The organism is Paenibacillus sp. FSL R5-0908, assembly GCF_038006245.1.
In the GTDB taxonomy this organism is placed as follows: domain Bacteria; phylum Bacillota; class Bacilli; order Paenibacillales; family Paenibacillaceae; genus Paenibacillus_AQ; species Paenibacillus_AQ odorifer.
Map to the genome: position 1 here is coordinate 1,916,551 of NZ_JBBOUV010000001.1, position 25,984 is coordinate 1,942,534.

At 45.6% G+C, this 25,984-nt stretch carries 32 protein-coding genes and 1 riboswitch; of the genes, 26 read left to right on the plus strand and 6 right to left on the minus strand.

Features of this window, described 5'->3' with window-relative positions; all coding sequences use genetic code 11:
- The first annotated feature begins 100 nt into the window (after window positions 1-100).
- Together MKZ09_RS08440 and MKZ09_RS08445 are read left to right on the plus strand one after the other, a co-directional pair.
- Complete coding sequence (locus MKZ09_RS08440) at window positions 101-421, plus strand: rhodanese-like domain-containing protein (RefSeq protein ID WP_076138040.1); 321 nt, start codon at window positions 101-103, stop codon at window positions 419-421.
- A gap of 4 nt (window positions 422-425) precedes the next feature.
- Window positions 426-845: a rhodanese-like domain-containing protein gene (locus tag MKZ09_RS08445; RefSeq protein WP_076138042.1), complete on the plus strand. Its 420-nt coding sequence runs from the start codon at window positions 426-428 to the stop codon at window positions 843-845.
- A 563-nt stretch (window positions 846-1,408) separates the two neighbouring features.
- On the opposite strand, the gene MKZ09_RS08450 is transcribed toward MKZ09_RS08445, so the two are convergent.
- Window positions 1,409-2,527 carry an IS4 family transposase gene (locus MKZ09_RS08450; protein ID WP_076137728.1) on the minus strand — a complete coding sequence of 373 codons (1,119 nt, stop codon included), beginning with the start codon at window positions 2,525-2,527 and terminating at the stop codon, window positions 1,409-1,411.
- 793 nt (window positions 2,528-3,320) lie between these two features.
- Between MKZ09_RS08450 and MKZ09_RS08455 the strand changes: the two genes are divergently transcribed.
- On the plus strand, window positions 3,321-3,998 hold the full coding sequence (locus MKZ09_RS08455) for a winged helix-turn-helix domain-containing protein (RefSeq protein WP_341040787.1): 678 nt from the start codon (window positions 3,321-3,323) through the stop codon (window positions 3,996-3,998).
- On the opposite strand, the gene MKZ09_RS34390 is transcribed toward MKZ09_RS08455, so the two are convergent.
- Together MKZ09_RS34390 and MKZ09_RS34395 are read right to left on the minus strand one after the other, a co-directional pair.
- Entirely contained in the window at window positions 3,986-4,204 is a 219-nt protein-coding gene (locus MKZ09_RS34390; RefSeq protein ID WP_111506138.1) for a DUF1720 domain-containing protein, read from the minus strand. The two genes, MKZ09_RS08455 and MKZ09_RS34390, sit on opposite strands and share 13 nt — an antisense overlap.
- 27 nt (window positions 4,205-4,231) lie before the next feature.
- Entirely contained in the window at window positions 4,232-4,519 is a 288-nt protein-coding gene (locus MKZ09_RS34395; protein ID WP_445323462.1) for a DUF1720 domain-containing protein, read from the minus strand.
- Here MKZ09_RS34395 and MKZ09_RS08465 point away from each other — a divergent pair.
- The 5 genes from MKZ09_RS08465 (at window position 4,458) to MKZ09_RS08485 (ending at window position 8,400) form a co-directional block, all read left to right on the plus strand.
- Window positions 4,458-4,610 carry a hypothetical protein gene (locus tag MKZ09_RS08465; RefSeq protein ID WP_179089570.1) on the plus strand — a complete coding sequence of 51 codons (153 nt, stop codon included), beginning with the start codon at window positions 4,458-4,460 and terminating at the stop codon, window positions 4,608-4,610. The genes MKZ09_RS34395 and MKZ09_RS08465 overlap by 62 nt on opposite strands.
- Window positions 4,611-4,661: 51 nt before the next feature.
- Window positions 4,662-4,949: a hypothetical protein gene (locus tag MKZ09_RS08470; RefSeq protein WP_341040789.1), complete on the plus strand. Its 288-nt coding sequence runs from the start codon at window positions 4,662-4,664 to the stop codon at window positions 4,947-4,949.
- Window positions 4,950-5,101: 152 nt separating this feature from the next.
- A complete protein-coding gene (locus tag MKZ09_RS08475) occupies window positions 5,102-7,933 on the plus strand; it encodes a glycoside hydrolase family 3 protein (RefSeq protein ID WP_076205423.1) in 2,832 nt (943 codons plus the stop codon).
- 49 nt (window positions 7,934-7,982) lie between these two features.
- Window positions 7,983-8,135, plus strand: a complete 153-nt coding sequence (locus MKZ09_RS08480; protein WP_305953776.1) for an HIT family protein — start codon at window positions 7,983-7,985, stop codon at window positions 8,133-8,135.
- Between the two features lie 31 nt (window positions 8,136-8,166).
- On the plus strand, window positions 8,167-8,400 hold the full coding sequence (locus MKZ09_RS08485) for an HIT family protein (protein ID WP_305953775.1): 234 nt from the start codon (window positions 8,167-8,169) through the stop codon (window positions 8,398-8,400).
- 51 nt (window positions 8,401-8,451) lie between these two features.
- Here the strand turns inward: MKZ09_RS08485 and MKZ09_RS08490 are convergent, their stop codons facing one another.
- Both MKZ09_RS08490 and MKZ09_RS08495 read right to left on the minus strand, forming a co-directional pair.
- Window positions 8,452-8,790: a hypothetical protein gene (locus MKZ09_RS08490; protein WP_076205421.1), complete on the minus strand. Its 339-nt coding sequence runs from the start codon at window positions 8,788-8,790 to the stop codon at window positions 8,452-8,454.
- Between the two features lie 28 nt (window positions 8,791-8,818).
- Entirely contained in the window at window positions 8,819-9,757 is a 939-nt protein-coding gene (locus tag MKZ09_RS08495; protein WP_076205418.1) for an MBL fold metallo-hydrolase, read from the minus strand.
- 150 nt (window positions 9,758-9,907) lie between these two features.
- Window positions 9,908-10,015, plus strand: a riboswitch (guanidine-I (ykkC/yxkD leader).
- An 84-nt stretch (window positions 10,016-10,099) separates the two neighbouring features.
- Here MKZ09_RS08495 and MKZ09_RS08500 point away from each other — a divergent pair.
- The 3 genes from MKZ09_RS08500 to MKZ09_RS08510 all read left to right on the plus strand — a co-directional run bounded on the left by MKZ09_RS08500 (window position 10,100) and on the right by MKZ09_RS08510 (window position 11,812).
- Window positions 10,100-10,462 (plus strand): DMT family transporter, encoded by a 363-nt coding sequence (locus MKZ09_RS08500; protein WP_076138328.1) that lies wholly within the window; start codon window positions 10,100-10,102, stop codon window positions 10,460-10,462.
- Window positions 10,463-10,777, plus strand: coding sequence for a DMT family transporter (locus tag MKZ09_RS08505; protein WP_036675721.1), 315 nt, complete (start codon window positions 10,463-10,465; stop codon window positions 10,775-10,777).
- 195 nt (window positions 10,778-10,972) lie between these two features.
- Entirely contained in the window at window positions 10,973-11,812 is an 840-nt protein-coding gene (locus tag MKZ09_RS08510; RefSeq protein ID WP_197740363.1) for an aldo/keto reductase, read from the plus strand.
- 581 nt (window positions 11,813-12,393) lie between these two features.
- On the opposite strand, the gene MKZ09_RS08515 is transcribed toward MKZ09_RS08510, so the two are convergent.
- A complete protein-coding gene (locus tag MKZ09_RS08515; RefSeq protein ID WP_076138325.1) occupies window positions 12,394-13,467 on the minus strand; it encodes a M42 family metallopeptidase in 1,074 nt (357 codons plus the stop codon).
- A gap of 247 nt (window positions 13,468-13,714) precedes the next feature.
- Here MKZ09_RS08515 and MKZ09_RS08520 point away from each other — a divergent pair, with 247 nt between their 5' ends.
- From MKZ09_RS08520 to MKZ09_RS08590, 15 genes are all read left to right on the plus strand, one after another.
- A complete protein-coding gene (locus tag MKZ09_RS08520; protein ID WP_155288103.1) occupies window positions 13,715-13,891 on the plus strand; it encodes a hypothetical protein in 177 nt (58 codons plus the stop codon).
- Between the two features lie 139 nt (window positions 13,892-14,030).
- Entirely contained in the window at window positions 14,031-14,534 is a 504-nt protein-coding gene (gene spoVAC, locus MKZ09_RS08525; RefSeq protein ID WP_076125192.1) for a stage V sporulation protein AC, read from the plus strand.
- Window positions 14,531-15,562 carry a stage V sporulation protein AD gene (spoVAD, locus tag MKZ09_RS08530; protein WP_076138324.1) on the plus strand — a complete coding sequence of 344 codons (1,032 nt, stop codon included), beginning with the start codon at window positions 14,531-14,533 and terminating at the stop codon, window positions 15,560-15,562. Before spoVAC ends, spoVAD begins: the two co-directional genes overlap by 4 nt.
- A gap of 2 nt (window positions 15,563-15,564) precedes the next feature.
- Window positions 15,565-15,915 (plus strand): stage V sporulation protein AE, encoded by a 351-nt coding sequence (spoVAE, locus tag MKZ09_RS08535; RefSeq protein WP_036675923.1) that lies wholly within the window; start codon window positions 15,565-15,567, stop codon window positions 15,913-15,915.
- Window positions 15,916-16,070: 155 nt separating this feature from the next.
- On the plus strand, window positions 16,071-17,027 hold the full coding sequence (locus MKZ09_RS08540) for an AAA family ATPase (RefSeq protein WP_038569465.1): 957 nt from the start codon (window positions 16,071-16,073) through the stop codon (window positions 17,025-17,027).
- Window position 17,028: 1 nt separating this feature from the next.
- Window positions 17,029-18,273 carry a DUF58 domain-containing protein gene (locus MKZ09_RS08545; protein ID WP_076205411.1) on the plus strand — a complete coding sequence of 415 codons (1,245 nt, stop codon included), beginning with the start codon at window positions 17,029-17,031 and terminating at the stop codon, window positions 18,271-18,273.
- Between the two features lies 1 nt (window position 18,274).
- The gene (locus MKZ09_RS08550) at window positions 18,275-20,515 is read left to right on the plus strand and encodes a transglutaminase domain-containing protein (RefSeq protein WP_076205409.1); all 2,241 of its coding nucleotides are present in this window, start codon (window positions 18,275-18,277) and stop codon (window positions 20,513-20,515) included.
- An 87-nt stretch (window positions 20,516-20,602) separates the two neighbouring features.
- A complete protein-coding gene (locus MKZ09_RS08555; RefSeq protein ID WP_036675921.1) occupies window positions 20,603-21,124 on the plus strand; it encodes a YqeG family HAD IIIA-type phosphatase in 522 nt (173 codons plus the stop codon).
- A gap of 2 nt (window positions 21,125-21,126) precedes the next feature.
- Window positions 21,127-22,254 carry a ribosome biogenesis GTPase YqeH gene (gene yqeH, locus MKZ09_RS08560; protein ID WP_076125182.1) on the plus strand — a complete coding sequence of 376 codons (1,128 nt, stop codon included), beginning with the start codon at window positions 21,127-21,129 and terminating at the stop codon, window positions 22,252-22,254.
- A 17-nt stretch (window positions 22,255-22,271) separates the two neighbouring features.
- A complete protein-coding gene (gene aroE, locus MKZ09_RS08565; protein ID WP_076205406.1) occupies window positions 22,272-23,144 on the plus strand; it encodes a shikimate dehydrogenase in 873 nt (290 codons plus the stop codon).
- A gap of 67 nt (window positions 23,145-23,211) precedes the next feature.
- The gene (gene yhbY / locus MKZ09_RS08570; RefSeq protein ID WP_036675703.1) at window positions 23,212-23,505 is read left to right on the plus strand and encodes a ribosome assembly RNA-binding protein YhbY; all 294 of its coding nucleotides are present in this window, start codon (window positions 23,212-23,214) and stop codon (window positions 23,503-23,505) included.
- A 36-nt stretch (window positions 23,506-23,541) separates the two neighbouring features.
- Window positions 23,542-24,144, plus strand: a complete 603-nt coding sequence (locus MKZ09_RS08575) for a nicotinate-nucleotide adenylyltransferase (RefSeq protein ID WP_076138319.1) — start codon at window positions 23,542-23,544, stop codon at window positions 24,142-24,144.
- Window positions 24,116-24,694 carry a bis(5'-nucleosyl)-tetraphosphatase (symmetrical) YqeK gene (gene yqeK / locus MKZ09_RS08580; protein ID WP_076125176.1) on the plus strand — a complete coding sequence of 193 codons (579 nt, stop codon included), beginning with the start codon at window positions 24,116-24,118 and terminating at the stop codon, window positions 24,692-24,694. The genes MKZ09_RS08575 and yqeK overlap by 29 nt, the downstream gene beginning before the upstream one ends.
- Window positions 24,691-25,038, plus strand: coding sequence for a ribosome silencing factor (gene rsfS / locus MKZ09_RS08585; protein ID WP_036675699.1), 348 nt, complete (start codon window positions 24,691-24,693; stop codon window positions 25,036-25,038). The genes yqeK and rsfS overlap by 4 nt, the downstream gene beginning before the upstream one ends.
- A complete protein-coding gene (locus tag MKZ09_RS08590) occupies window positions 25,035-25,958 on the plus strand; it encodes a CvfB family protein (RefSeq protein WP_076138318.1) in 924 nt (307 codons plus the stop codon). Before rsfS ends, MKZ09_RS08590 begins: the two co-directional genes overlap by 4 nt.
- The last annotated feature ends 26 nt before the right edge of the window (window positions 25,959-25,984 follow it).

Consider the following 25,984-nt stretch of genomic DNA (forward strand, 5'->3'; position numbering starts at 1 on the left):
GTAACGAACACCTCGCTTTACAATATCCTTATATCGTAATATTATGATATAGTGATATGAAAATCAAGTTATTTTTATAAAGGTGAAGGAGAGATGCTCAATGTCTTTTAAAATTTCAAAGGAAATTACCCCACAGCAAGTGGCGGAACGCTTGAAGAATGGCGAGACTCTTACTATGTTGGATATACGCGAACCAGCCGAATGGGTGGAGGGACATGTAATGGGTGCTAAACATATTCCGCTTGGACAGCTATTGATGCGCACAGATGAACTGGATTCTTATGGCGAGATAATTGTGATGTGCTTAAGTGGTGGCCGTAGTGGACTGGCTTGTGAGCTACTGAGTGAAAAGGGGTATAACGTTGTGAACATGACGGGTGGATTAGGCGCTTGGACGGATGATTTTTTGGTACGGGAGTAATGGCATGAGCATGATGGTACGGATTCTACTGAGTATCTTAATAGTCTTTAGTATTGTGAGGTTTTTGCGTTACGCTTGGCCTGTTCGTTCACTTACTTATATAGAAGTCCGTGAGGTTCGTGAATTAGCGGATCAATCACTGGATATGAAAATGCTCGACGTCAGGGATGCCGTTGATTACCAGAAGGACAGTATCCGTGGTTCGATAAATATTTCGCTGGGGCGGTTACCTTATGTCTGGCAGCACTGTCTATCTCTGGAAGATTCGGTTCTAATTCTTGCTGATAGCTACTATAAAAGAAATAAAGCTGCGAGAATTCTTTATAAGCAGGGATTTCGTAAGCTATATGCGGTAAACGGTGATTTGTTAGGGAACAAAAGAACGCTCTCCGACATTCCTGTGAAAGGTTGTTGTGAAGGATAATGGATTTAGGGTCATTGATTTCCCGTCGATATATTAATGTTGCTAAGCCGCGATGTTGTAGCTAGGTGGCTCGGTCAATGTAGCTAAGTCGCGATGTTGTAGCTAGGTGGCTAGGTCAATGTAGCTAAGTCGCAATGTTGTAGCTAAGCAGCTAAGTCAATATAACTAAGTCGCGATGTTGTAGCTAGGTGGCTAGGTCAATATAACTAAGTCGCGATGTTGTAGCTAAGCCGCTAAGTCAATATAACTAAGTCGCGATGTTGTAGCTAAGCCGCTAAGTCAATGTAACTAAGTCGCGATGTTGTAGCTAAGCCGCTAAGTCAATGTAACTAAGTCGCGATCCAGCCAGCCTCATCTCGAACTCAGTTTTAATTGTATTTTGTGCAGTTAAACTTCAGTAGTTTTAGCAAAAGTAACAGTTAACTGCACTTTGTACATCTAAATTTGATCATTTACGCTTAACTACCTAATGTTTCCCTTTTTAGTTGTAGAAAGTACAACTAAATGGACTTTTAGGGGGATAAGGGTTAAATAGTTGCATGAAATACAGGCCTGTTGATTAGCTAAATTATGGCAGGAAAAAACACTGCATTAGCTAAATAAATCCTCCACTCCGGTGGTAAAGTTTGTAAAGTAAATAACCGATCAAAGTCGGCGAATGTCAATTTAGCGCTTCCATGCACAACTGTATTTCCTTGCTCAAACAGGAATTTAAGCAAAACATAAATGAGTAACGCCGTGTACAACTGTCCATACACTGCATTTGGCGTTGTTCCAAATAATTTCGGAATGTTGAGATGTTGCTTGATCCAACGAAAAAAGACCTCAATCTGCCACCGTTTCTTGTAGATATCTGCGATTCGTTCGGCTGAATGCCAATGCAGATTTGTAGCGAGAATGACGGGATTGTCTTTCGGATCTTTTAGGATCACCACCCGAAACCTGTTCTGAGTGAGCGCCTTTGTCTTACCTAATTGGCAGGTCAGATCCTGTTCAATCGTTCCCGTAAAAGGGCTTTTTCGTTCTCTTGGGATCGGATTCTGGAAGGTCGTATTGTCACGAAGGCGAATTACAAAATATTGCCGATTTTCTTGCTCTTGATAGTTGTCAAATCCCTTATGCTTGCCATACGCTCGGTCTGCTACCAAAATATATCTCCAGTCCAATAAGTCTGGGCAACTCTTCAAATCAGGTTCATATCCCGTCGTTTCGGTGACTCTGTGCAATTCGCCGTGGTCTCCAACGATCCCTACGTGTAGCTTAACACCCGCTTTTTGACCTTTGTGTGGAGCCCAAGGCAGTCGTCCCAAACCTACCGTAATTGTGGTAGAATCAACGACCAGCAACTCTTTTGGAATACCAAGTACACGCCGAGTCTTTCGATTACACAACCCAATCATGAGATCCAGCAAACGCTTGAATAATTCAAAAGGAACGTCTTTGGCTTTTTTGGAGAGAGTAGAATGATCTACAGAACGTTGCCCACAAAGGGCCATCCGCTGTTCTCCGTCCCGGTATCCATCCCACTGCTGGAAGGCAGCTTCGCCCAAAAATAGAAACAAATCATATACCGTAAACTTTCTTGCCACATCAATATACTTCAGCTCTTTAAGAAGATGGAGTATCTTTTCCTCGGGAATCACCAATTGCAGAATATTTGATAATGAAGTAGACTTTCTCATGAGGTCGCCTCGTTTCGGATGTTTGTAGGGGTACAAACACTTTACCGAATGAGCGGCCTTTTTTCTACCTTTTATTGGTTAATCAACAGGCCTACATGAAATACAATTAAATATAAAAATCACAGGTCGATAACCAGTGAATAGTGGAGAATGGGAGACGGTTTTGGGCAATTTCAAAAAGGTAGGACGAATAATATTATTCTAGCGGAACTTAGTCAAACTGAGATTACTTTAACTGAACCTACTTTGCAAAACCTACTATATTGAGCTAAATCTAGTTGTCTAACTCAAATGTTACTTAACCGAGATTGCTCTTGCTGAGCTAATTCTAATTGAACTGTAATGATCTACTCTAGCTGGACTAACTTTAGTGATCTGACTCTAACTGGACTTGCTGTAGTGATCTAACTCTAGATGGACTAACTTTAGTGATCTGACTCTAAATGAACTTACTGTAATGAGCTAACTCTAACTGAACTTACTGTAATGAGCTAACTCTAACTGAACTTACTGTAGTGAGCTACTCTAGCTGAACTAACTTTAGTGATCTGACTCTAAAATGAGCTTACTCTAATGAGCTAACTCTAACTGAACTTATTTTTATGCAAGATACTTTAACCAATTTGAGTTTTTTAATAGAACCGTATATTTAGCTCGAGTGCTAAGGTTGAATGTAGAGTGTCATTGACAGCATAAGAAGGCGAATACTATACTTTTGATTAATAGGACGAAGTACGTCCCGCATCCATAATTGGGTGCGGGATTTTTTTATGCCAAGGAGGAGGGGAATGTTATGGGGTTTACGGAAGAACATCGTAAGTGGGTGGAAGATCATATTAGTCGAAGAACGGGAGAAAGACGGGGGAGATTGGAGCGGGGACATGGGCATGGTGAGCGAATGTTTGCGGAGAAGGTTTGGTGGCCAATGATGGGTCATTTTAATGATCTTCATCCTGAATATGAAGTGTTGGATTGGCGGGGATGGCCTTATTTTGTTGATTTTGCGTGGAAGCCTGGGCAGGTTAAGTTTGCTTTTGAGGTAAAAGGCTACGGCCCACATGTGCAAAACACAGATCGGACGCGTTATCGGCAGGAATTGAATCGAGAGACTTATCTACAAATTGCGGGTTATCGGGTAGTGGCGATAACATATGATGATCTGGAAGCGAATCCCGAAAATACTATTTTTTTGTTGAGATCATTACTGATGCCGTACCTCGCTTTGAGGACAGTAGAGAAGGAGGCGTTTAGTCGACTGGAGCGTGATATTCTGCAAATTGCGGTGCGTTCGAGCGGGGACATTCGGCCTGTTGATTTGGTGAGAGAGCTTGGCATTGATCTGCGTACAGTTAGAAAATGCATGAGGTCACTTTGTGAGAAAGGTAAGTTTAAGCCGATAGTTTCCCAGATGAGTGGGAGGGTTTGTCGCTATGAATTTGTACATTCACTTAACGATATTCAGCTGTGGTGAATAAACGGTATAAATCCCGTAGATTGCGGGCGTAGAGTGGGAATCGAGTAAATGTGCGGTATAAATCCCGCAGATTGGGGGCGTGGAGTGGGAAGTGGGCAAATGAACGGTATAAATCCCGTAGATTGCGGGCGTAGAGTGGGAATCGAGCAAGTGTGCGGTATAAATCCCGCAGATTGTGGGCGTGCAGCGGGAAGTGGGCGAATGAACGGTAAAAATCCCGTAGATTGTAGCTATAGAGCGAGAAGTGGGCAAATGAACGGTATAAATCCCGTAGATTGCGGGCGTAGAGTGGGAATCGAGCAAGTGTGCGGTATAAATCCCGCAGATTGTGGGCGTGCAGCGGGAAATGAGCAAATGAACGGTATAAATCCCGTAGATTGGGGGCGTGGAGCGTGAAGTGGGCAAATGTGCGGTAAAAATCCCGTAGATTGCGGGCGTGGAGTGGGAAGTGGGCAAATGAACGGTATAAATCCCGTAGATTGCGGGCGTGGAGCGAGAATAGGGCAAATGAACGGTATAAATCCCGTAGATTGGGGGCGTGGAGTGGGAATCGAGCAAGTGTGCGGTAAAAATCCCGCAGATTGTGAGCGTGCAGCGGGAATCGAGTAAATGTGCGGTATAAATCCCGCAGATTGTGAGCGTGCAGTGGGAATCGAGTAAATGAACGGTATAAATCCCGCAGATTGTGGGCGTGGAGTGGGAATCGAGCAAGTGTGCGGTATAAATCCCGCAGATTGGGGGCGTGGAGCGAGAAGTGGGCAAATGAACGGTATAAATCCCGTAGATTGCGGGCGTGGAGCGAGAAGTGGGCGAATGAACGGTATAAATCCCGTAGATTGCGGGCGTGGAGCGAGAAGTGGGCGAATGTACGGTATAAATCCCGCAGATTGGGGCGTGGAGCGAATAACGAGCAAACCACGTACTCACATCATCCCCCCAAATCTCTAATTATGACCTGATTTCTATTTAGATTGTTAAGGTGTTGCGGAGGAGGGGAATCTTCTATGATTAGATGGATAGGACGTATGGGTGTTTTTTTCGAAGATTGTCCTTGAGAATGAATGAAACCGCTATCAACAAGAAACGAAGGAGCGATTTTGATGGGAACAGATATAGCTAAATATCCATTTCAACAGATTGATTTACCTTTAAATGAGCGAGTGCAGGATCTGATCTCCAGACTAACACTTGATGAAAAAGTAAGCCTGATGCCTCAGTATCAAGCTGCGATAGAGCGTTTGGGTGTTGGGGCCTACAAGCATGGTACGGAAGCGGCGCACGGGATTTCTTGGCTTGGAAAAGCGACTTCTTTTCCTCAGCCGAGCGGACTGGCTTGTACTTGGAATCCAGAGCTGCTGAAGGAGATTGGTTCGGCCATCGGAGATGAAGCTAGAGCCTTTTATAAAAAGAATCCAACGGTGAACGGTCTAACATTATGGGCGCCAACGGTGGATATGGAACGTGACCCGCGTTGGGGAAGAACCGAGGAAGCTTACGGTGAAGATCCAGAGTTGACCGGCCGCCTCAGCACCTCTCTTGTGCAGGGAATCCAAGGTGATCACCCCGTCTATTTGAAAGCGGTAGCAACACTGAAGCATTTCCTCGGCAACAATAATGAGATTGAACGCGGGAACTGCTCCGCGAGCATCGATCCGAGAAATATGCGGGAGTATTATCTGGAAGCGTTTAAGCCTGCTTTTCAAGAGGGTGGCGCACAGTCCATGATGACCGCTTATAACTCGGTGAATGGCGTGCCTGTTATTCTTCATCCGGCAGTAATGGATGTGGTCAAAGGCGAATGGGAAATGGATGGCTTTATCGTAAGCGATGCCGGCGATCTTTTTGGGATCGTGAAGGATCACAAGTATTATGAATCTTTTGCACAATCGATGGCTGAGTCTATCAAAAATGGAATTGACAGCGTAACAGAAGAAACCGCAGAAACAATCAAGGTTCTTCATGAAGCACTGGACCAAGGCCTCTTAGCAGAGGAAGATTTGGATCGTGCGCTTGCCAACACTTTCAGAGTTCGTTTCCGTCTGGGAGAGTTCGATCCAGCTGAAGGGAACCCATACGCAGCGATCGACGATTCCGTTATACTTAGCAAAAAACATACCGCGCTCTCCTTGGAAGCAGCGAAACAATCGATAGTATTGTTGAAGAATGATCAAGGCACATTGCCATTGAACAAAGGCAGTCTGAGCAAATTGGCGATTATTGGTCCACTTGGTGATGAAGCTTTTAGAGACTGGTATTCTGGCACATTACCTTATGGAGTGACTCCGCTGCAGGGGGTTAGCAAAAAGCTGCCTGGTAAACACGTTACCTTTGAGAGTGGCGCAGATCAGATCATTCTTACTTCAGCTGCAAACGGCCAAGCCATTGGAATCACAGGGGAGGACGGAAGACTGGCTGTACAGCATGACATAGCAGCGCACGGAGAATTGTTCCAACATACAGCCTGGGGCTGGACTAGCAATACTCTGAAGTCGACAAGTCGCGGTCAGTATGTAACTTTAAGCGAAGCAGAGACTCTCACAGCATCTGCTGATGAAATTTACGGCTGGTTTGTAAAAGAATCGATTAACATCGTTCCGGAGAGCGAAGATACGGTATCTTTGCGGACCTGGAATGATAAAATGATCTCGGTGAATCCGGAAGATGGAACGCTGCAGGTGGCAGATCAGGATGCCAATGCGCAAGCACGTCTTTTCAAAAAGAACATCGTAACTAACGGTATAGAGGCTGCAGTAGAAGCTGCCAAGGCTGCTGAAATCGCTGTGGTTTTTGTGGGCAACCATCCACTCCTTAACGGAAAAGAAGAAATCGACAGACCGGATATTGTGCTTCCAGAGGAGCAAGAGCAACTGGTCAAGGCTGTCTATGAAGCGAACCCGAATACGGTAGTGGTCATTGTCGGCAGTTACCCGATTACTTCCACTTGGATTGACGAGAACATTCCAGCTGTATTGTACACCTCCCACAGTGGACAAGAGCTGGGCAATGCGGTGGCAGAAGTTCTTTTCGGCGATTACAGTCCTTCCGGCAAGCTGAACATGACTTGGTTCCGTTCTGTAGAACAGCTGCCTGAGCTGATGGATTATGATATTATCAAAGGCAAAAGAACATATATGTACTTTGACGGAGAGCCACTGTATGCGTTTGGACACGGCTTAAGTTATGCGCAAATTTCCTACAGCAACCTAAGCCTAAGCGCTAAGGAGCTGCAAGCGAATGAGACGCTGAAAATTTCTGTTCAAGTAGAGAATACAGGCGTTGTTGATGGGGACGAAGTGGTGCAGCTATATGTGCAAGCTCTGAATTCCCGGGTCAAACGTCCGATTAAACAGTTGAAGGGTTTTGAAAAAGTAAACCTAGCCGCAGGTCAATCGCAAACCCTAGAGTTTACGTTGCCGGTTGCCGAGCTGGCATTCTGGGATGTTACCCGTGAGCAATATTGCGTGGAAAATGGAGAGTACATGGTTCTGATCGGTCGTTCATCTGCTGACATCCAATTATCCGCTCAACTATCGGTCCAGGGGGACGTTATTCCATCACGTAATCTGTATATCAATACCAAAGCAGAGAATTACGATGACTACGAAGACGTATATCTGGACGAGTGCAAAGCAGGCGGTGCTTCCATACATCCGGTAAAAGATGGCGCTTGGATCGCTTTTAAAGATGTATTGTTCGAGCAAGGGGCAGGTGCTTTTGAAGCGTTGGTATCCTCTGCAAAAGGTGGCACCCTTGAGATCAGAACGGGCAGCCCAGCAGGAAAGCTGGTTGGATCTGTTACTGTACCGTCGGGTGGCGTGTTGCAGCAGTGGAACACACTTACTGGTGAAGTGTCCGTGGAATCTGAAACTACCGATGTTTATCTCATTTTTAATGGTGAGGTACTGCTTAGCCGTTTACAATTTAATCAATAAGATAAGCTAGAACGCTCTTAATTTCTTCGGATGGAGTGGTGGTGCCTGTATGGATTGTTTGGGATGTCGAATCGCTAACGGGATTGAGGCTAACGTAAACGTAGTATACGAGAATGAATTTGTAACTTGTGTGCTCGACATTGCTCCATTTAACGAAGGACATCTCTTAATACTCCCTAAAAAAGCATTATTGGGATCTTGAAGATATCGATTCAGAAACATCGTATGCGATTATGGACGCTTCAAAGAAGCTATCAGTTGTCCTGAAGGTTTTGTTTGAACCTGCTGGCATCAGCATTTGCCAAAATGGCGGGAAGTTTAACGACCTGACTCACTATCATATGCATCTTATCCCTAGATACGAAGGAGATGGCTTCGCTTGGAGCGAACCAATCCATCCGCACGGTGCCGAAAAGTTATTAAGCCAAACTCAAGCTAAAATTCTCAGTATCATAAATGAGTATTAAAAAAAAGGGCATTCCTGAAGGATCAGGGATGTCCTTTTCGTTTCTTTTCAATTAATCACAACCGCCCCCGCCAGCATCTCCAAACCCACCGCCGTCTCCACCGCCACTATGTCCGCCGTCTCCACCCCAGCTATGCCCCCCGCTGTCAGGTCCAGAATGGTGATGCGAGTGATCTCCGTGGTGATTATGGTGGTGGTTAGAATGATTAGAGTGGTTAGAGTGGTTTGGATCCAGCAGATCCGGATGACTGGCAGCCATAAAAGACATGTTGGCGGCATCATTTTGCCTATTTCTATCAAAGGTACTTCTGTTCGAGCTCGAGCCATTCCGTATAACGGCTTGTATAATAATAAATACAGCGACACCTACAAATAGTATCCCAAAAACCATAACGAACCTCTCCCTTCAACTCCAAAAATTAGTTATAAGCTGCTTTCGTCAAAAACTCAAGATTTCTGTAAAAAATACTCCCATAATTCCAGCCCAGATAAGGCTCAGGAATTTCTATATGGTTCACATTCACATTCATGTCTTCGTGTATCAATGATTCGCTAATATGGATTATATCATTTATATACCGTTTTATTTGCTGTAGATAATGTTTTTGAGTAACGGGCCCGTGACCGGGAACAATTATATTCACATCTAAGCGCTCGACATAAGTAAGTGCCTCCAACCAGGATAAGGGATTACCGTCTACTAATAATGGATGATTATCAACAGCGACAATATCTCCAACAAAAGCTAAAGAATCGGAAGGAGAAAATAGAATAGAATCGCATTCCGTATGGGCAGCACCCACCGATAAGAGCTCAACGGATCTAGCCGAGCCATGTATGGTCATTTTGCGGTCATAAGTTAGTTGGGGAAGCGTTACTTCAAGCGTTAGTATAGACTCTTTGATTTCTTTTAAATAACTTATTTGCGAAAGGAGCTCTCGTTGTTTGGAATCGTTCAGTTCGAGCTCGAGAGATGTATTAAGCTTCGTAAGATCTTCTTCAAGATTAGGAAGCAGTTTCTTCATTCGGGCAAGCCAGTCTGGTTGATTTTTTATCATGAGCTCTCTAGTCCTACTGGAGGATATGATTACTTCATCCGAGAAGAATTGGTTCCCTCTAACATGGTCTCCATGCCAATGGCTGTTGACGATGTATTTGATAGGTTTATTAAAATAATACAGAGCGGCATCCCTAAGATCTTTGCCAGCTTGTGGAGTGTTGAATGTATCAAAGATTAATGTGTAATCACCCATATCTATCAAACCGGCATTGCTCATGGCTCCGCCTTGCTCCTTCGCTTCAAGGCAATAAATGCCTTCCACTAGAGGGACGCAGTTAAAATGTCTGGAAAGGAACATGAATTAACCTCTTTTCCTAGATAATCGAATAAAATTTATATCTATTTTATAATTTTATGGAATTTTATACTGTGATTTAATTACGCTTGAAATAGAAAAAAGGTTGCTTTTATACGCCCGATTTGCTACCATACGATGTAACTTAATCATTTATTTGTTTTCTAGGGTTCCGCAGCGAGTGCACAGCTGGTCTGGTCCGAGGGAAAACGCACGAACATTAAGTTTGTGTCTACACGGAGGGATAAAAGCCCGGGAGGTATCGCCATTTGGCGATGACCTTCCGGGCTTATTTGTTTGTCCGTGGGCAATCATAAGATAGGGTGAATTGAAGGAGGGCTTGAAATGAAAAGAAATTCAGAGTGGCTGAAGGTAGTTGGCGCTGCGATTTTCGAAGTCATGTGGGTCATTGGTTTAAAGCATGCTTCAAGCGTGTGGGAGTGGCTGATCACAGTTGTAGCCATAATAATAAGTTTCTATGTCATTATTTCAGCAAGCAGTAAATTACCGGTGGGTACCGTATATTCTGTATTTGTTGGGTTGGGGACGGCAGGAACAGTCATTGCGGACATGGTTTTATTCGGTGAACCCTTCAAGCTAATGAAGCTGGTACTAGTGGTTATTTTGCTGGCAGGAGTTATAGGTCTGAAAATGGTAACTAACGAAACCAAAGATATCAAAGAAACTGAAATAAAGGGGGAGTCTTAAATGGCATGGGCATTTTTGGTTGTTGCTGGATTGTTTGAAATGTTCGGAGTGGCTATGATCAACAGGTTGAATAAACACCGGAATCTGCAGTCGTTTTTGCTGCTCTTCCTTGGTTTTGGAGGAAGTTTTCTTTTTCTATCATTTGCAATGAAAAGTTTGCCTATGGGTACAGCTTATGCGGTATGGACGGGGATCGGTGCATCCGGTGGAGCGATTTTGGGGATGCTTTTATATGGGGAGGCCAAAGACTGGCGGCGGGTTATCTGTATTTTTATGATACTGGGAGCCGCAGTGGGGCTGAAGTTGATAGCGTAGTTAGCAATCAATTTGTTGCTTTTTCTCTCCTAAAGGAAAGATAAGTTATAAATTAGACACGATTCAGATGTTTCGAAAGGGTCATAAAGGTCGTATAAAGTAAGTATACAATTTATCGGTAAGGAGATTTTTACAATGACTAAGGATTCAATCGAGCATTTGGCTGAAATTGTGAAAGTGAACCGAGCTAACCGCATGCTGCTTCCAGACGGTACCTCTGTGCCTAGAATAGGACAGGGAACTTGGAATATGGGTGATGATGCTTCCCGTAGAGAGGAAGAAATTGCTGCTCTTAGATTAGGCGTGGAATTAGGCATGGATTTGATAGATACGGCGGAGATGTATGGGGAAGGAAACTCAGAGCTTTTAGTAGGTGACGCTATTAAAGGAATTCGGGATGACGTTTTTCTGGTATCCAAAGTATACCCACATAATGCAGGCAACGAGAATCTTATTCGCAGCTGTGAAGAAAGCTTGCAACGACTGAATACGGATCATCTGGATCTCTATTTACTGCACTGGCGGGGAGATATTCCGCTTGAAGTGACTGTGGAAGGCATGGAGAAACTGGTCTCTCAAGGTAAAATAGCAAGATGGGGTGTATCGAACCTTGATGTTGACGATATGAAAGAGCTGCTTAGTATAGCTGGGGGAACTCACTGTGCTATGAATCAGGTGCTGTATCATTTAGGGTCGAGAGGCATTGAAGCTGAATTGCTGCCATGGCAGAAAAGTCACCGCATGCCCGTAATGGCGTACTCTCCGCTTGCACAAGCGGGCGCGCTCCGCAAAGGGGTTATCGAGAGTGAGGCAGTTCAGGAAATTGCCCGTGTTCATAACGCAACCCCACTACAAATTATGTTAGCTTGGACGATTCGCGAGGAGGAGATCATTACGATTCCGAAAGCTTCTTCACGTGAGCATGTAATTGAGAATGCTGCTGCAGGTTTAATTACGCTGAGTGAAGAAGAAAGATGGAAGCTGGATGAGGCTTTCCCGATACCTTCGTGGAAAGTGCCGCTGGATATGAGTTGATATAACAGTTAAAGAGCTCGCCGTTGAGGCGGGCTTTTTTTATATGAAAAGAGATAAGGGGAGTCTCTATAGGACACAGATGATCTTAAACGCAGAATTATGCCACTTTTGGAGGAATATCGGACACCAGAGTCGCTATTAGCATGAATGACACCGATTATGAGGCCATTTCTCTGGAATAGTGTCACTGGGGTCCGGAACTTTACTCCAAAGGCTCTAAATTAGCAAATAGCGTCATCTGGGTCCGGAAGCAACTTGAGAGCGTAAATTATAAACAACGTGTCGCCGTAAGCAAGTAACTTGAGAGCGTAAATAATAAACAACGTATCGCCGTAAGCAAGCAACTTGAGAGCGCAAGCAATAAACAACGTGGGTTCGTAAGCATCATGGGTCCGTCGTTGTATCAATGGCGGGATCAGCGGGTAATGGGGTGCATAAGCATAAGCGCAATTGGTTTTTAAAAGTAATATCGGGGTTTGTAAACACCACTGGGGCGCAAGTGACACAGGTCTGTAAGCCCCGAGCCAAAAAAGAGCAGCAATCCTTTCAAAAAGGATTGCTGCTCTTTTAAAAATAAGAACTTAGCTGTTCTCAATAATTGTTTGCAGTGTAGTGCGGTCGAGGCCTTCTACCAGTTTAACTAACAGCTCTTTAGCAGCTTCGTAGTCATCGCTATGAATAACTGATGAAGCAGTATGAATGTAGCGGGAGCATATTCCGATGACTGCGGAAGGAACGCCGATTCCACTTACATGAACCTGACCTGCATCTGTTCCACCTTGGGAGACAAAATACTGGTATTTGATCTTGTGAGTATCCGCTGTGTCTTGTACATATTCGATTAAGCCGCGATGGGTAACCATCGTAGGATCATAAATGCGCAGGAGAGCGCCTTTACCCAAATGGCCAAAGGCTTGGCTATCCCCGGTCATATCGGCAGCAGCGCTCGCATCCAAGCCGAAGAAGATGTCTGGGGACAGAAGATTAGCGGCTGTACGTGCTCCACGAAGTCCGACTTCCTCTTGGACGGTAGCACCAGCATAAACAGTATTAGGCAGCTTTTTACCATGTAATGATTTAACCAATTCAATAGCGAGACCTACGCCGTAACGGTTATCCCACGCTTTAGCCATGATTTTTTTAGGGTTAGCAAGCGGGGTGAACGGACAGATCGGCAGTACTTGTTGACCTGGTTTGACGCCAAAGCTTTCTGCCTCTTCTCGGCTGTCTGCACCGATATCAATATACATTTTGCTAATTTCGCCTGTCTTGCCGCGTTCTTCAGCGCTTAGTAGGTGGATAGGCGTGCTGCCAACAACACCGGTCAAAGTCCCTTTTGCTGTAATGATTTGGAGACGCTGAGAAGCAACAGCAGAAGCGAGCCAGCCACCTAGCGGTTGAAAACGAATCATCCCGGTGTTAGTAATTCCGGTGACCATAAAGCCCACTTCGTCAAAATGTCCAGCGACCATAATTTTTGGCCCGTTTTCCTCACCGCGCAATACGCCGAACAAACTTCCGAGACGATCCTGCACGAACTCTTCGGTATAAGGTGCCATAGCATCCTTGACGTAAGCGCGGAGTTCGCGCTCAAAGCCCGGGGCTGCCGGGAATTCGGTAAGTGTTTTGAATAGATCCAATGTTTCTTGATTCATTAGAAATCACTCCTTTATTAAAATATAAGGACGTATAAGCCTTGCGTTATACATTATCCTTATAGTTCTACGAGAAACGGTTGCCATCCAAAATGGACGACAACGTTATTTCTTCCTGCCACTTAGTATGAACATTGTGAGCTCACTTGTCCATGCTAAAGAGACAAATGAACACCCGGTGAACGCTCCGCGAATACAATGCAATAGGGGCTCTGGTGGCAGGAGCTTTAGAAAGGATGCGAAGGAAATGAGGGTAGCAGGTAGTGTACCCAAAAGAAGGGTGCAGGGAGGATACTCCAAAAGAAACCTAAAGGTTAGCGGAGCGCGCAGACGTTACTGGCGCCACAACTCTCTGGAAAAGGAAGCAGTGCTTATTCTTGTGCTGTTCTTGCTGCTGATAGTTGTGTTACTGTATTTTTCCTGAATTGGAGGGACATAACGAAGCGGGGTATGGCAAACAATAAGGAAAACTTCTAAGCGAAGAAACAACTTGAGGGGCTCAAAGTGAGTACTACTATTATGCTTGTCAGCCCCCTTCGCCTAACTTTCAGGAGGTGCCCTCAATGCCGGCGAAAACGAAAAAATCGGGTGTCAAGCTGAAGCTTGATACCCTGACCCCGCAAGATTACGAGAAATTGTCCAAGCCCTTTGTACCCGCTAGGCCCGTATTCAAAAACTGTGTGCGAGCATTTCTTGCTGGCGGCCTAATCTGTGTAATTGGACAAGGGATTCAGGAGGCTTATATGGCAATATTCGATATGACCTCCAAAGAAGCCGCAAGTCCAACTGTAGCGACGATGATTCTACTCTCTGTAATCCTGACCAGCTTTGGCGTGTATGACAAACTGGCTCAATGGGCCGGTGCAGGAACTGCGGTTCCGGTTACTGGTTTTGCGAACAGTATGTGCTCAGCAGCTCTTGAACATCGTGCGGAAGGACTTGTGCTCGGTGTAGGCGGCAATATGTTCAAGCTGGCGGGTTCAGTCATCGTATTTGGTGCCGTCGCTGCTTTCATAATTGGTATCGTCTATCTCTTTTTAGGCGTAGGCGGAGGTGCACATACATGAAACAGCTTGGCAGTCAGACTTGGGAGTTCACGAGCCGTCCCGTTATTTTAGGCTCTTCTGCTGTAGTGGGTCCTGAAGAGGGAGAGGGTCCATTAACGTCAGATTTTGATTTTATATTTGATTCCTTGGAAATGGGTGAAAAAACATGGGAAAAGGCTGAGCGGGCTCTTTTCGAAAAAGCCTCCCTACTGGCACTGATTAATGCAAATTTGGATAAGGAGAAGCTGGAGTTTTTTGTTGGCGGAGATTTGATGAACCAGATTATCAGCAGCTCCTTCGCGGCAAGAAAATTAGGTGTGCCTTATCTTGGAGTTTTTGGTGCTTGCTCCACTTCCATGGAGAGCCTTGCAATTGCCTCTATGATCGTTGATTCCGGAGGCAGCAAATACGTGCTCGCGGGAACATCCAGCCATAACTGTACGGTAGAAAAGCAATTTCGTTATCCTACCGAATACGGTTCACAGAAGCCGCCAACGGCGCAATATACGGTCACAGGCTCGGGCTGTGCTGTAGTAGGTCAGAATGATGGAACTGGCAACAATCCGGTAGTGGTCTCGGCTACCCTTGGACGAATAATGGATCTCGGTTTGACAGATCCTTTTAATATGGGAACTGCTATGGCACCGGCGGCGGCGGATACGATCACTGCGCATTTTCGGGATACTGGACTATCCCCCGGGCATTATGACTTAATTGTTACAGGTGATCTTGCCTCTGTAGGCTTGCCCATTGCGAAAACCTTATTAGCTAAAGAAGGGATCCCAATGGAGCAAACAACCTTTGATGATTGCGGTTTGCTTATCTACGATTTGGAGAAACAGAAGTATGTGATCGCCGGAGGAAGTGGTTGCGGGTGTTCCGCGGTAGTGACTTATGGTCATATACTCAAGCGTATTAAAAAAGGTGAACTAAAACGGGTGCTGATTGTGGCAACTGGAGCCTTACTATCCCCATTGTCATACCAGCAGGGAGAGAGCATTCCGTGTGTGGCTCATGCTGTTGCTATAGAAAGTGGAGGTGTAGTTTAATGATGATTTACTTATGGGCTTTTCTGATCGGAGGAGCCATTTGCGTTATAGGCCAGCTGATGTTTGATGTATTGAAGCTGACACCTGCACATACGATGAGTACATTAGTTGTAGCCGGAGCGATTGCTGATGCTTTTGGCATCTACGATCCACTTGTGAAATTTGCGGGTGCGGGCGCAACCATTCCAATCACAAGCTTCGGTAACTCTTTGGTCCATGGGGCATTGACAGAGCTGGAACGGGATGGCTGGATCGGTGTAGTTACAGGGATTTTTGATATCACAAGCGCAGGGATTTCGTCAGCGATTGTGTTCTCTTTCCTGGCTGCATTGGTTGTTCGGCCTAAAGGATAATGGGATTATAGTGCTTTAGATTAGAACCTGCGGGACATTGTGTCCTGCGGGTTTTTGGTTTGTTTACACTTCGTAAGCTTCAACAATGTACTTTGGGTCCCCTAATCATGTAAAATATAAATATTACTGCTTATTCTGACCTAGGAGGATCATATATGCCCGTTCGTCAAGAATCAATGCACATCATGAATGCTGTCCGTAATAATCTAGAATCCTGCATACTTGGAAAATCATTTGAAATACAATTGCTGCTAACAGCGCTGCTTGCCGGTGGTCATGTTTTGATCGAGGATGTGCCGGGAACAGGAAAGACCCAGCTTATTCGCGCACTTTCCAGATCAATGTCCGGAGAGTATCGCCGGATACAATGTAATCCGGATATTCTTCCGAGTGATATTACCGGTGTATCTGTGTATCATCCAAGAGATGAGATGTTTCATTTCCGCCCAGGTCCAGTGATGACGAATATCCTGCTGGCTGATGAAATTAACCGAGCCACGACGAAGACACAATCCGCCCTTCTGGAAGTGATGGAGGAACGAAATGTAACCGTAGATGGGGAGACCTATCCGCTGCCGCATCCATTTATGTTGTGCGCCACCCAGAATCCGATAGATTTTGAGGGAACCTACACGTTGCCGGAAGCTCAGTTGGATCGGTTTATGCTAAGAATTAGTCTTGGTTATCCTGATGCAGCAACCGAAAAAAATCTATTGCTGAGCCATCAAGAAGGTCAACCAGTGGACAGGCTTACGGCTGTCACTAGTATGGAGCAGATCGCTAGTATTCAGGAGGAGATTCGTGAGATTTATATGAGTGATCCTGTACTGAATTACTTGTTAGATATTGTGCGCCAGACAAGAGAGCATCCGCTTGTATTGCTCGGTGCAAGTCCGCGGGCTTCGTTATCGTTTATGCTGGCTTGTAAAGCCTATGCTTTCTTACAGGGAAGAGATTATGTGCTTCCAGATGACGTAAAGGTGCTTACTCCATTTGCCTTGGGTCATCGTATATTGCTGCGTCCAGAGTCGCGCCTAGATAATGTTAGCGTAGATTCACTGCTTCAAAAGCTACTGCAGAGTATTCATGTGCCTGTTACGATGAGGCAATAATATGAGACGTTATTTGTCTACGATGGCAGCTCGCATTCAGCCTACTAAATTCGCCAGCATCCTTGTAATTTGGAGTATTACGCTCTTATATGTACTATTTCAGGGCGGTAAAACTGCATTTATGTTGTTTATTATGGTCTCTGTACTTATTGCATATCTGATTGCTGGAGGTTTGGGAGGCGTTCGGCGGGCTAAGGGTGTTCGCAGTTTTTATGCCGAACAGGATAAGGGAGATTTGCTCTCTGCCGGTGGGTATCTTCGTGTAGGTCTGAAGGTCACAATCCCAGGGATTTTGCCTTTACCTTATGTAGTTGTTAGGGAAGTTCTGAAACGGCATAATGGCGAATCATGGGTATTTGAAGAAAGTCTGATTCCCAGCCTCAGAGGACTTGGGGAACTGCGGTTTCAGACACCAGTACTGGAACGGGGCACTTACACATTTTCAGATACGGATATCATCAGCCAAGATATTTTCGGACTTGTCGAGCATAAAGGTACTTTTCTGGCTGAAGGACAGTTTCAGGTGTTGCCTCGTGCAATCTATGTTCCGCGTTGGCAGTTATATGAAAGAAAATCCCGTCTTTCTGGGCCACAGACCTCTGTAGTTCAATCCCGTCGTGAGACTACCCAAATTAACGGTGTACGCGACTATGTATATGGCGACCGCTTAACACGTATTCATTGGAATGCAACGGCAAAGACAGGCTCGTGGAAGTCCAAAGAGTTCGAGCATGAGTCGATTCCCAAAACCATTCTAGTTCTGGACGGCTCTGCTTCTGCTTATATGAATTCGAATCAATTTGAACTCGCAGTCTCCGTCGCAGCCTCACTACTTGGATTCGGCATTCGAGAGCGAATTGGGATCGGTCTTTGCTGTTTGGATAAGACCACGAAGGTATTTGCACCTGTTGAAGGTGCTGCCGAGCGTCAGAAAATGATTCAATATTTGATCGATCTTAACGCCGAAGGGCACGGTCCACTCATTTCCCGTTTGGAAAAAGGTTACCGTATGTTCCCTAAAGGCTCATACTTCGTACTAATTAGTCCTCAACGTGGTCAGCCTGTACTGGATGCACTACGTTGGGCTGACAGCAGAGGGATGACTCCGTCGCACATTCATTTAGGAAATTCATCAGAAACGAATAGCAGCACAGATTGGACAGACGTTCTAAGATCACGGGGGATTACAGGCTACAGCATTAGCTCACTGCAAGAGCTTCCCATAGTATTAGGAGGGGAAGTCTGATATGAGAAACTGGTGGAATCAGATGAAATTCTCCTGGCACCGTTCTTTAGGTCTATTGTGGCTTTTGATTATAGCCCACCAGTGGGTCTCTTATACGGAGCCTATCTGGTTAAGACAGACAACTGCTGTTGTGTGGGCTGCATTAATAACGATCACTGTGATTGAAATCATAATTCCTGTAAAGGTTCAGATAAGGCTCTTTATTGAAGCGACAGCTATTATTTATATCGTTTATCGGATACTTATCAATTATGGTATATACGTTACTGATCCTTGGGCAACAACCCTCCCGGACAGACTGCAGGATATTGCAGTTCATATGGTGCCCTATATCTGGTTTGCTCTCGGAGCCTCGGCCCTGCTGCTGTTGTCGTCTTGGTGGGCATCCTCAAAAAGACGTATTTTATGGTTTATAGGAATGAACATAGTGGCCTTGGCTGCCTTGGATTCCTTTACATCTATTGTTTTGTGGCAGGAAGTAGCCTGGACGGTATTTGCGGGGATGGGCTGGCTGGTCAGCCAGCATCTGAGAAGCTTCCAGCTTCATTATCCGCGTGGTTGGGTGCATCTGCTGAAATATCCCACGAAAATAGTCATTAATATTGCCATCGTCTTCTCTTTGGTCATCCTAATTGGAGTGAATATGCCTGGGGTAAGGCCTACCCTGACCGATCCTTATACCGCTTGGCAAGAATGGAATGGGATTGGGAAGTCTTCTGGGAAGGGCACAGTTGGGACCACGAAATCTGAGATGGGTTCTGTCTCCGCTACTAACAATACTTCGTCAGGCTACAGTCTGAATGATGATCAACTAGGTGGCGGCTTTACCTTCGATTATACACCGGTAATGACAGTGGTTTCTGATTTGCGTATTTATATGCGGGGAGAAACACGCAGATTATATTCCGGAAGAGGTTGGGTCGATAGAGATCGGTTAAATCGGGGACCTCTAGAAGCGGTGGATGTAGGTGAAGCTTTAGAGAGCAGTGTGGGTTCTAAAGTAAATACACGAACACTGAAACAAACAGTAACCGTGCTTAATAATAATGAATTTCCCGTACTATTTGGCACTTATTCAGTTTCTTCGGTGGATTCTTTAAATGGGGAAAAAGCTGGAGATGGACTCTCCTGGAGAAGCCGAGACAGCGAGCTGATCTGGGATGTGGATGGGAAGAAACTCGCTTACCCGTCTACTTTTGAGGTGACGTCTGAGGTTCCTGTAATTCCTGTTCAAGAATTGACAGCAAAGACGTATGAGGAGCTATATAAAGGGAACGATTTGGAGAAAATGTTTCTTCAACTGCCTAACGATTTTCCTAAAAGAGTCAGGGAGCTGGCTGAGGAAATCACGGCTGAAGGAAAAACGCCGTATGAAAAAACAGCGCTTTTGCAACAATACTTACAACAAACCTTTCCATATACCAATAATCCAGATATATCACGTGTCACAAGCAACGATTTTGTAGAAGGGTTTTTGTTTGAGTTAAAGGAAGGTTACTGTGATTATTATTCTACGGCACTGGTTACTATGGCGCGCTCTCTGAACATCCCTGCACGATGGGTTAAGGGGTACGCACCTGGGGAACAGCCAGAAATCCCAATGAATCCGGCACAACAGCAATCCGGCACAGTGAATAATAACTATACAATTACCAATGCGGATTCCCACTCTTGGGCTGAGGTTTACTTTGGTGATTATGGTTGGATTCCAGTTGAAGCTACACCGGGATTTAATATTCCGCTGTTAACTCAGAATGAGCAAACTCCTGAAGTCGAACCAGAAGATCAAAAAGAGCAGGCAGAACCTACACCAGCGCCTGTGAATAATGCACAAGAAGATCAAGGGTTTCATGTAGGTCTATGGGTTGTTGTGGCAGCTGTAGTGGTGTTGCTGTCTTGGGCGATTTTTATAGTTTGGCATAGACGCTTTAAGCTTCGCTTCTTCATGCAGCAGCTGCGCAATGGCCGGCCTTTAACGCCAGATCAGAAAGTAGTGGCGGAAACTGAGCGTTGGGTAAGGTATTTGCATCGCAAGGGAATGCTAAAAGAAGAACACGAAACTTTACGTGAAGCCGTAGATCGCTGGAGTGGAGAACGGCCGGCAGTGGCTGATCATCTACACTCGCTACTAACAATGTTCGAAAAGGCGAAATATAGCCCTGAGGTTATTGAAGACAAAGACTGGCAGAGCGTGTATACTGAAGCTTTGTGGGTGCGGAGAAAAATGAGATCCAAGAAATAACACTTTGCGTGAAAGTATAGCTACAGATTTATTTGCGATGCGCAAGGAGTATGTTATAGTTTTTTGTATGAAATCGAGGTGAACGTATTGTTTGAAATGTTAGTTCCCAAACTCCGGGTGAATACGGTATTCGATATTGCTCTGGACGAGCTGTATAGACAGGGATATCGCGGAATCATCACGGATCTGGATAACACACTGGTCGGTGCCAAAGCGCCTGTGGCTACTCCGGAGCTGTTGTTATGGTTCGAAAAGGTGAAGGAACTGGGCTTTAAGCTCATCATCGTATCTAACAATAACATGGAACGGGTGTCCCGCTTTGCAACACCGCTTAATATTGAATTTGTGCACCAGGCTCGTAAACCGAGTAATGCTCCTTTTCTCAAAGCGATGAAGCAGATGGAGCTGCCCCCTGAACAAACGATTGTGGTGGGAGACCAAATGCTTACTGATGTATACGGCGGCAATCGCCTTGGCCTGTATACTGTTTTGGTATTGCCAATCTCCGTCAAGGACGAGGGGTTCGGCACAAGGTTTAATCGCCGGGTAGAGCGGGTTGCTCTGACACGGCTTCGCAAAAAAGGATTGTGGCACGAGGAGGATAAATAGTAATGAACGAACAAAGCGAAACACAGCGTCCTGAGAAGTGCAGCGGTTGCGGCATCAAGCTTCAGACGGAGCATAAGGATCAACCAGGATACCTTCCGGAGGTTGCACTTGAACGGGACCCGGTGATTTGCCAACGCTGTTTCCGGATTAAAAATTATAATGAGGCTTCATCTGTTTCGGTGAATCAGGATGAATTTCTTCGCCTGCTGAGTGGAGTAGGAGAGAAGAATGCGCTTGTTATTCATATTGTCGATATCTTCGATTTCGAAGGCAGTCTGATTTCCGGCCTGCAGCGGTTTGTTGGCAATAACCCTGTTATTCTTGCAGTGAATAAATGTGACTTGCTGCCGAAGGTTACAAACTGGAACAAGTTGCGTAACTGGATGCAGCAGCGCTGTAAAGAGGAAGGCTTGCGGACGGCTGAAATCGTACTTTGCAGTGCGAAACGCAATCAAGGTTTTGACCGTTTGCTGGAAGCCGTAACGGAGTTGCGCGGTCAACGCGACGTATATGTAGTAGGTGCTACCAATGTGGGCAAATCCACGCTTATTAATCGTCTGATTTCGGACTATAGCGATTTAGAGCAGGAGTTAACGACTTCACGTTATCCTGGCACAACACTCGATACGGTCAAAATTCCACTGGATGACGGCCACTACATTATAGATACTCCAGGGATTGTGTATCCTTGGCGTTATAGTGAATTAGTTGAGCGTCAGGATCTGGATGCAGTTATGCCTGCCAATCCTTTGAAGCCAACAGTCTATCAGTTGAACGAAGGACAGACTCTTTTCTTCGGTGGACTGGGACGTTTTGATTTCGTACAAGGCCCGCATCAATCGTTCACTTGCTTTATTAGTGGTACTTTAAAAATCCATCGCACGAAGCTGGAACGCGCAGATTCCCTCTATCAGGATCATCGCGGTGAAATGCTGTCTCCACCGGGAAGTGACCGGATGGACAAGCTGCCACCTTGGCAGCGGCATGAGTTCCGGATTAACCGGGGCAGCAGAGCCGATCTGTATATTTCGGGTCTGGGCTGGATTAAGGTTAATGGGACTGAAGGTGCAGTAGTGGCCATTCACGTTCCGCGTGGTGTGAAGGTGCTTACCCGCCCTTCGATGATTTAACGAGGGAGGATAATCTATTGTCTACAACTGCAGTCGAAGGCTACAATAGCGGTAATATTCTACTCGGTGTAATGGGAGATCCTATTATACAATCCAAATCTCCAATTATGCATGAAGCAGCGCTGCAAGCGCTGGAAATTCCGGGTGCTTATGTACCGCTTCACATCCGCCCGGAGAAGCTGGGCGATGCAGTGCAAGCGATCCGTACGCTTGGTTTCCGTGGTGTGAATGTGACGATTCCGCATAAGGTTGCGGTGATGCAATATTTGGATGTATTAGACGAGAGTGCAGTAGCTGTTGGTGCAGTCAATACGATTGTTAATGATAACGGAGTGCTCACCGGATATAATACGGATGGGATCGGTTATGTGCGTTCACTCAAAGCGGAAGCTATTTCTGATTTGTCTGGTGTGAAGATTATGGTTATCGGGGCCGGTGGAGCAGCAAGAGGAATTGTTGCCGCACTACTTCAGGAGAAGCCTTCTTCAATCATTATTGCTAATCGCAGTGTTGATAAGGCAGAGGACTTGGCGACACAGTGCCGGAGCAAAGGGAATGTCATCGGGGTTAGCATGAACGAAGTAGCAGAAATGCTAAGTAGTGTAGACGTGCTGATCAATACTACCTCCGTAGGTATGTATCCTCATATGGATGAGACACCGATAGATCCTGGACTGCTTCGTGAAGGAATGGTCGTAAGCGATCTGATTTATAATCCGCTGCGTACGCGGCTATTGTTGGAAGGACTCGAACGGGGCTGTACGATTCATGGAGGCCTTGGTATGTTTGTCTATCAGGGGGCTTATGCACTGGAGTATTGGACAGGGCAGCCTGCACCTACGGAAATCATGCGGCAGACCATTCTCGATTGTTTGGGTGGAAATGAGTAAGAAATGGATTCATCAAGTTAGGGTAATAATAGGTAATAATATATGTTAATTAAGGAGTTATTCATTTATGTTAACTGGTAAACAAACACGGTATCTTCGTTCATTGGCGCACCATCTCGATCCTATTTTTCAAGTGGGCAAAGGTGGAGTAAATGATCACCTCGTACGCCATATTGAAGAAGCTATTGAGAAGCGCGAGCTTATGAAGATTAGTATACTGAGCAATAATATTGAGAATCCCAAGGAAATCGGTGCTGCTCTGGCTGAACAATCGGGTTCTGAGCTTGTGCAAGTGATCGGTAAGACTGTCGTTCTGTACAAAGAATCACGTGATAACAAAACCATTGAGCTGCCGCGTTAATAGCTGTAAGTATACCTTACCGAGGAGGTCGTCCTCTTGAAAGTTGGAATTATGGGAGGTACCTTTGATCCTCTTCATATCGGTCATATGATGGCAGCGGAAGCCGCAAGAGATACTTATGGGCTGCAAGAGGTATGGTTTATGCCTTCACATATTCCGCCTCACAAACATGAGGCGGGTGTATCTGGAGAAGACCGACTAGCCATGGTGCAGGAAGCGGTGAAGAATCACGAAGCTTTTTGCACATTAGATTGGGAAGTTGTCAGAGGTGGCGTCTCCTATACCTATGAGACCATAAGACGTCTGCAAGAGGAGTATCCGCATTTCGATCTTTATTTCATCATTGGAGCGGATATGGTCCAGTATTTGCCGAAATGGAACGAGATTGAAGAACTGGTGCAACGGCTTACATTTATTGGAGTGGGTCGCCCGGGAACACCTCTTGATCTGGATGCATTGCCAGACTTTATAGCAAAGAAGGTATTGCTTGCAGATATGCCACTGGTTGATATTTCGTCAACGATGTTAAGAGAACGGGCGGCAGCAGGTAAATCTATTCGTTATATGGTTCCAGAGGCAGTGTTCGATTATGTTCAAAGGAGTGGATTGTATGGCATACAGCCGCGAAGCGCTGATTGAGGCGGTCTCCGCACAGATGCCTGATAAGCGCTGGAAGCATACACTCGGCGTGATGGAGACATCTATTCAACTGGCGAAGCAATATGGTGCTGACCCTGAGCGTGCAGAGACAGCAGCAATTCTGCATGATGTGGCCAAGTATTGGCCAGTTGAGCGTATGAAGGAGATCATTGAACAAAATCAATTAAATTTGGATCTTCTGGTGTATGACAAGCAGATGTGGCATTCGGAAGTAGGCGCCTTTGTAGCTGAGAAAGACTATGGGATTACGGATCCAGATATTATCAATGCGATTCGTTTCCATACCTCAGGCCGTGAAGACATGAGTTTACTTGAAAAGATCGTCTGCCTAGCTGACTACATCGAGCCTGGGCGTGATTTTCCCGGGGTTGATAAAATACGCGAGAAGGCACAAGTAAGTTTGGAAGAAGGATTAGTCGCTGGGTTCGATTCTACGATTAGTTTGTTACTGGAGAAACGCCGGGTGATTTTCCCCTTAACGGTACTGGCGCGTAATGATTTAGTTAGAATATTGGAGGATAAAATATGAGTGTACAACCAAGCAAGCTGTTAGAACTGGCCCTTAAGGCTGTTGAAGATAAAAAAGCAATGAACGTCGTGGCACTAGATCTACGTAATGTTTCACCAATCAGTGATTACTTTATCGTATGTCACGGTAACTCGGATATTCAGGTACAGGCGATCGCTACCGAAGTCCGTAAAGTGGTTCATGAAGCAGGCGGAGTGATCAAAGGGATTGAAGGCATGGATTCAGCACGCTGGGTGCTGATGGATCTTGGCGATGTTATCGTTCATATATTCCACCGCGATGAGCGTGAATATTACAATATCGAGCGTCTGTGGTCCGATGCCAAGGTTGTGGAGACTGTATGAGCCTGATTGCAGGAACTACGGTTACACTTCATGTAGAGCGGGAAGTTTCCCCATACGGATTTTTTCTGAATGCTGGAGACCAAGATGTTATGCTGCATTATACGGAGCTGACAGAGAAGGTAAAAGCCGGCGATAAAGTTGAAGTTTTCATTTTCTTTGATACCGAGGACCGTCTTGCGGCAACTATGAAAAAACCATTTCTTACGCTGGGCGAGATGGCGTTATTGGAAGTGGCTGATATTCATCCGCGTCTGGGCTGCTTTTTGGAAATGGGTCTTGGACGTCAGCTGCTGCTGCCTATCCGTGAGCTTCCAGAGCTTCCAGAGCTGCGTCCGCAGGTTGGGGACTATGTGTTTGCGATCATGGAGCATGATAAACAGGGGCGTCTGCGTGCTAAGCTGGCCGGAGAACAGGAGCTTGCTCCTCTAGCTCTGCCTGCACCTGAATCTTGGATGGGACAGACTGTAACAGCCCGAGTGTATAAGCCGCTGCAAATGGGTACTTTTGTACTTGTGGATGCGGGTGTGTTAGGCTTTGGAATTATCGGTATGGTCCATTCATCGGAGCGGAGCCGTCTGCTGCGTCTTGGTGAGCAGTTTGAAGCACGTGTCTCTCATATCCGTGAGGATGGACGCGTTAACCTTTCTATGGGTCTTCGTAAAGAAGTGGGGATGGATGTAGATTCTGCCGCACTTTTGGAGTTCTTAAATGCTCGTCCAGGTGGAGCAATGCCTTATTCCGATGCTACGCCGCCAGATATTATCAAACAACGATTCGGAATCAGCAAATCCGCCTTCAAGCGTGCACTTGGGAAGCTGATGAAGGAAGGCCATATTACTCAAAAAGAGAATTGGACTTATCTTGTTGCTAAGGATAATGAAGACGGAACAACCGAAGTGCAAGAAGAAACGACGGATTAAGTTCACGATTCAATAGACGGAATTTA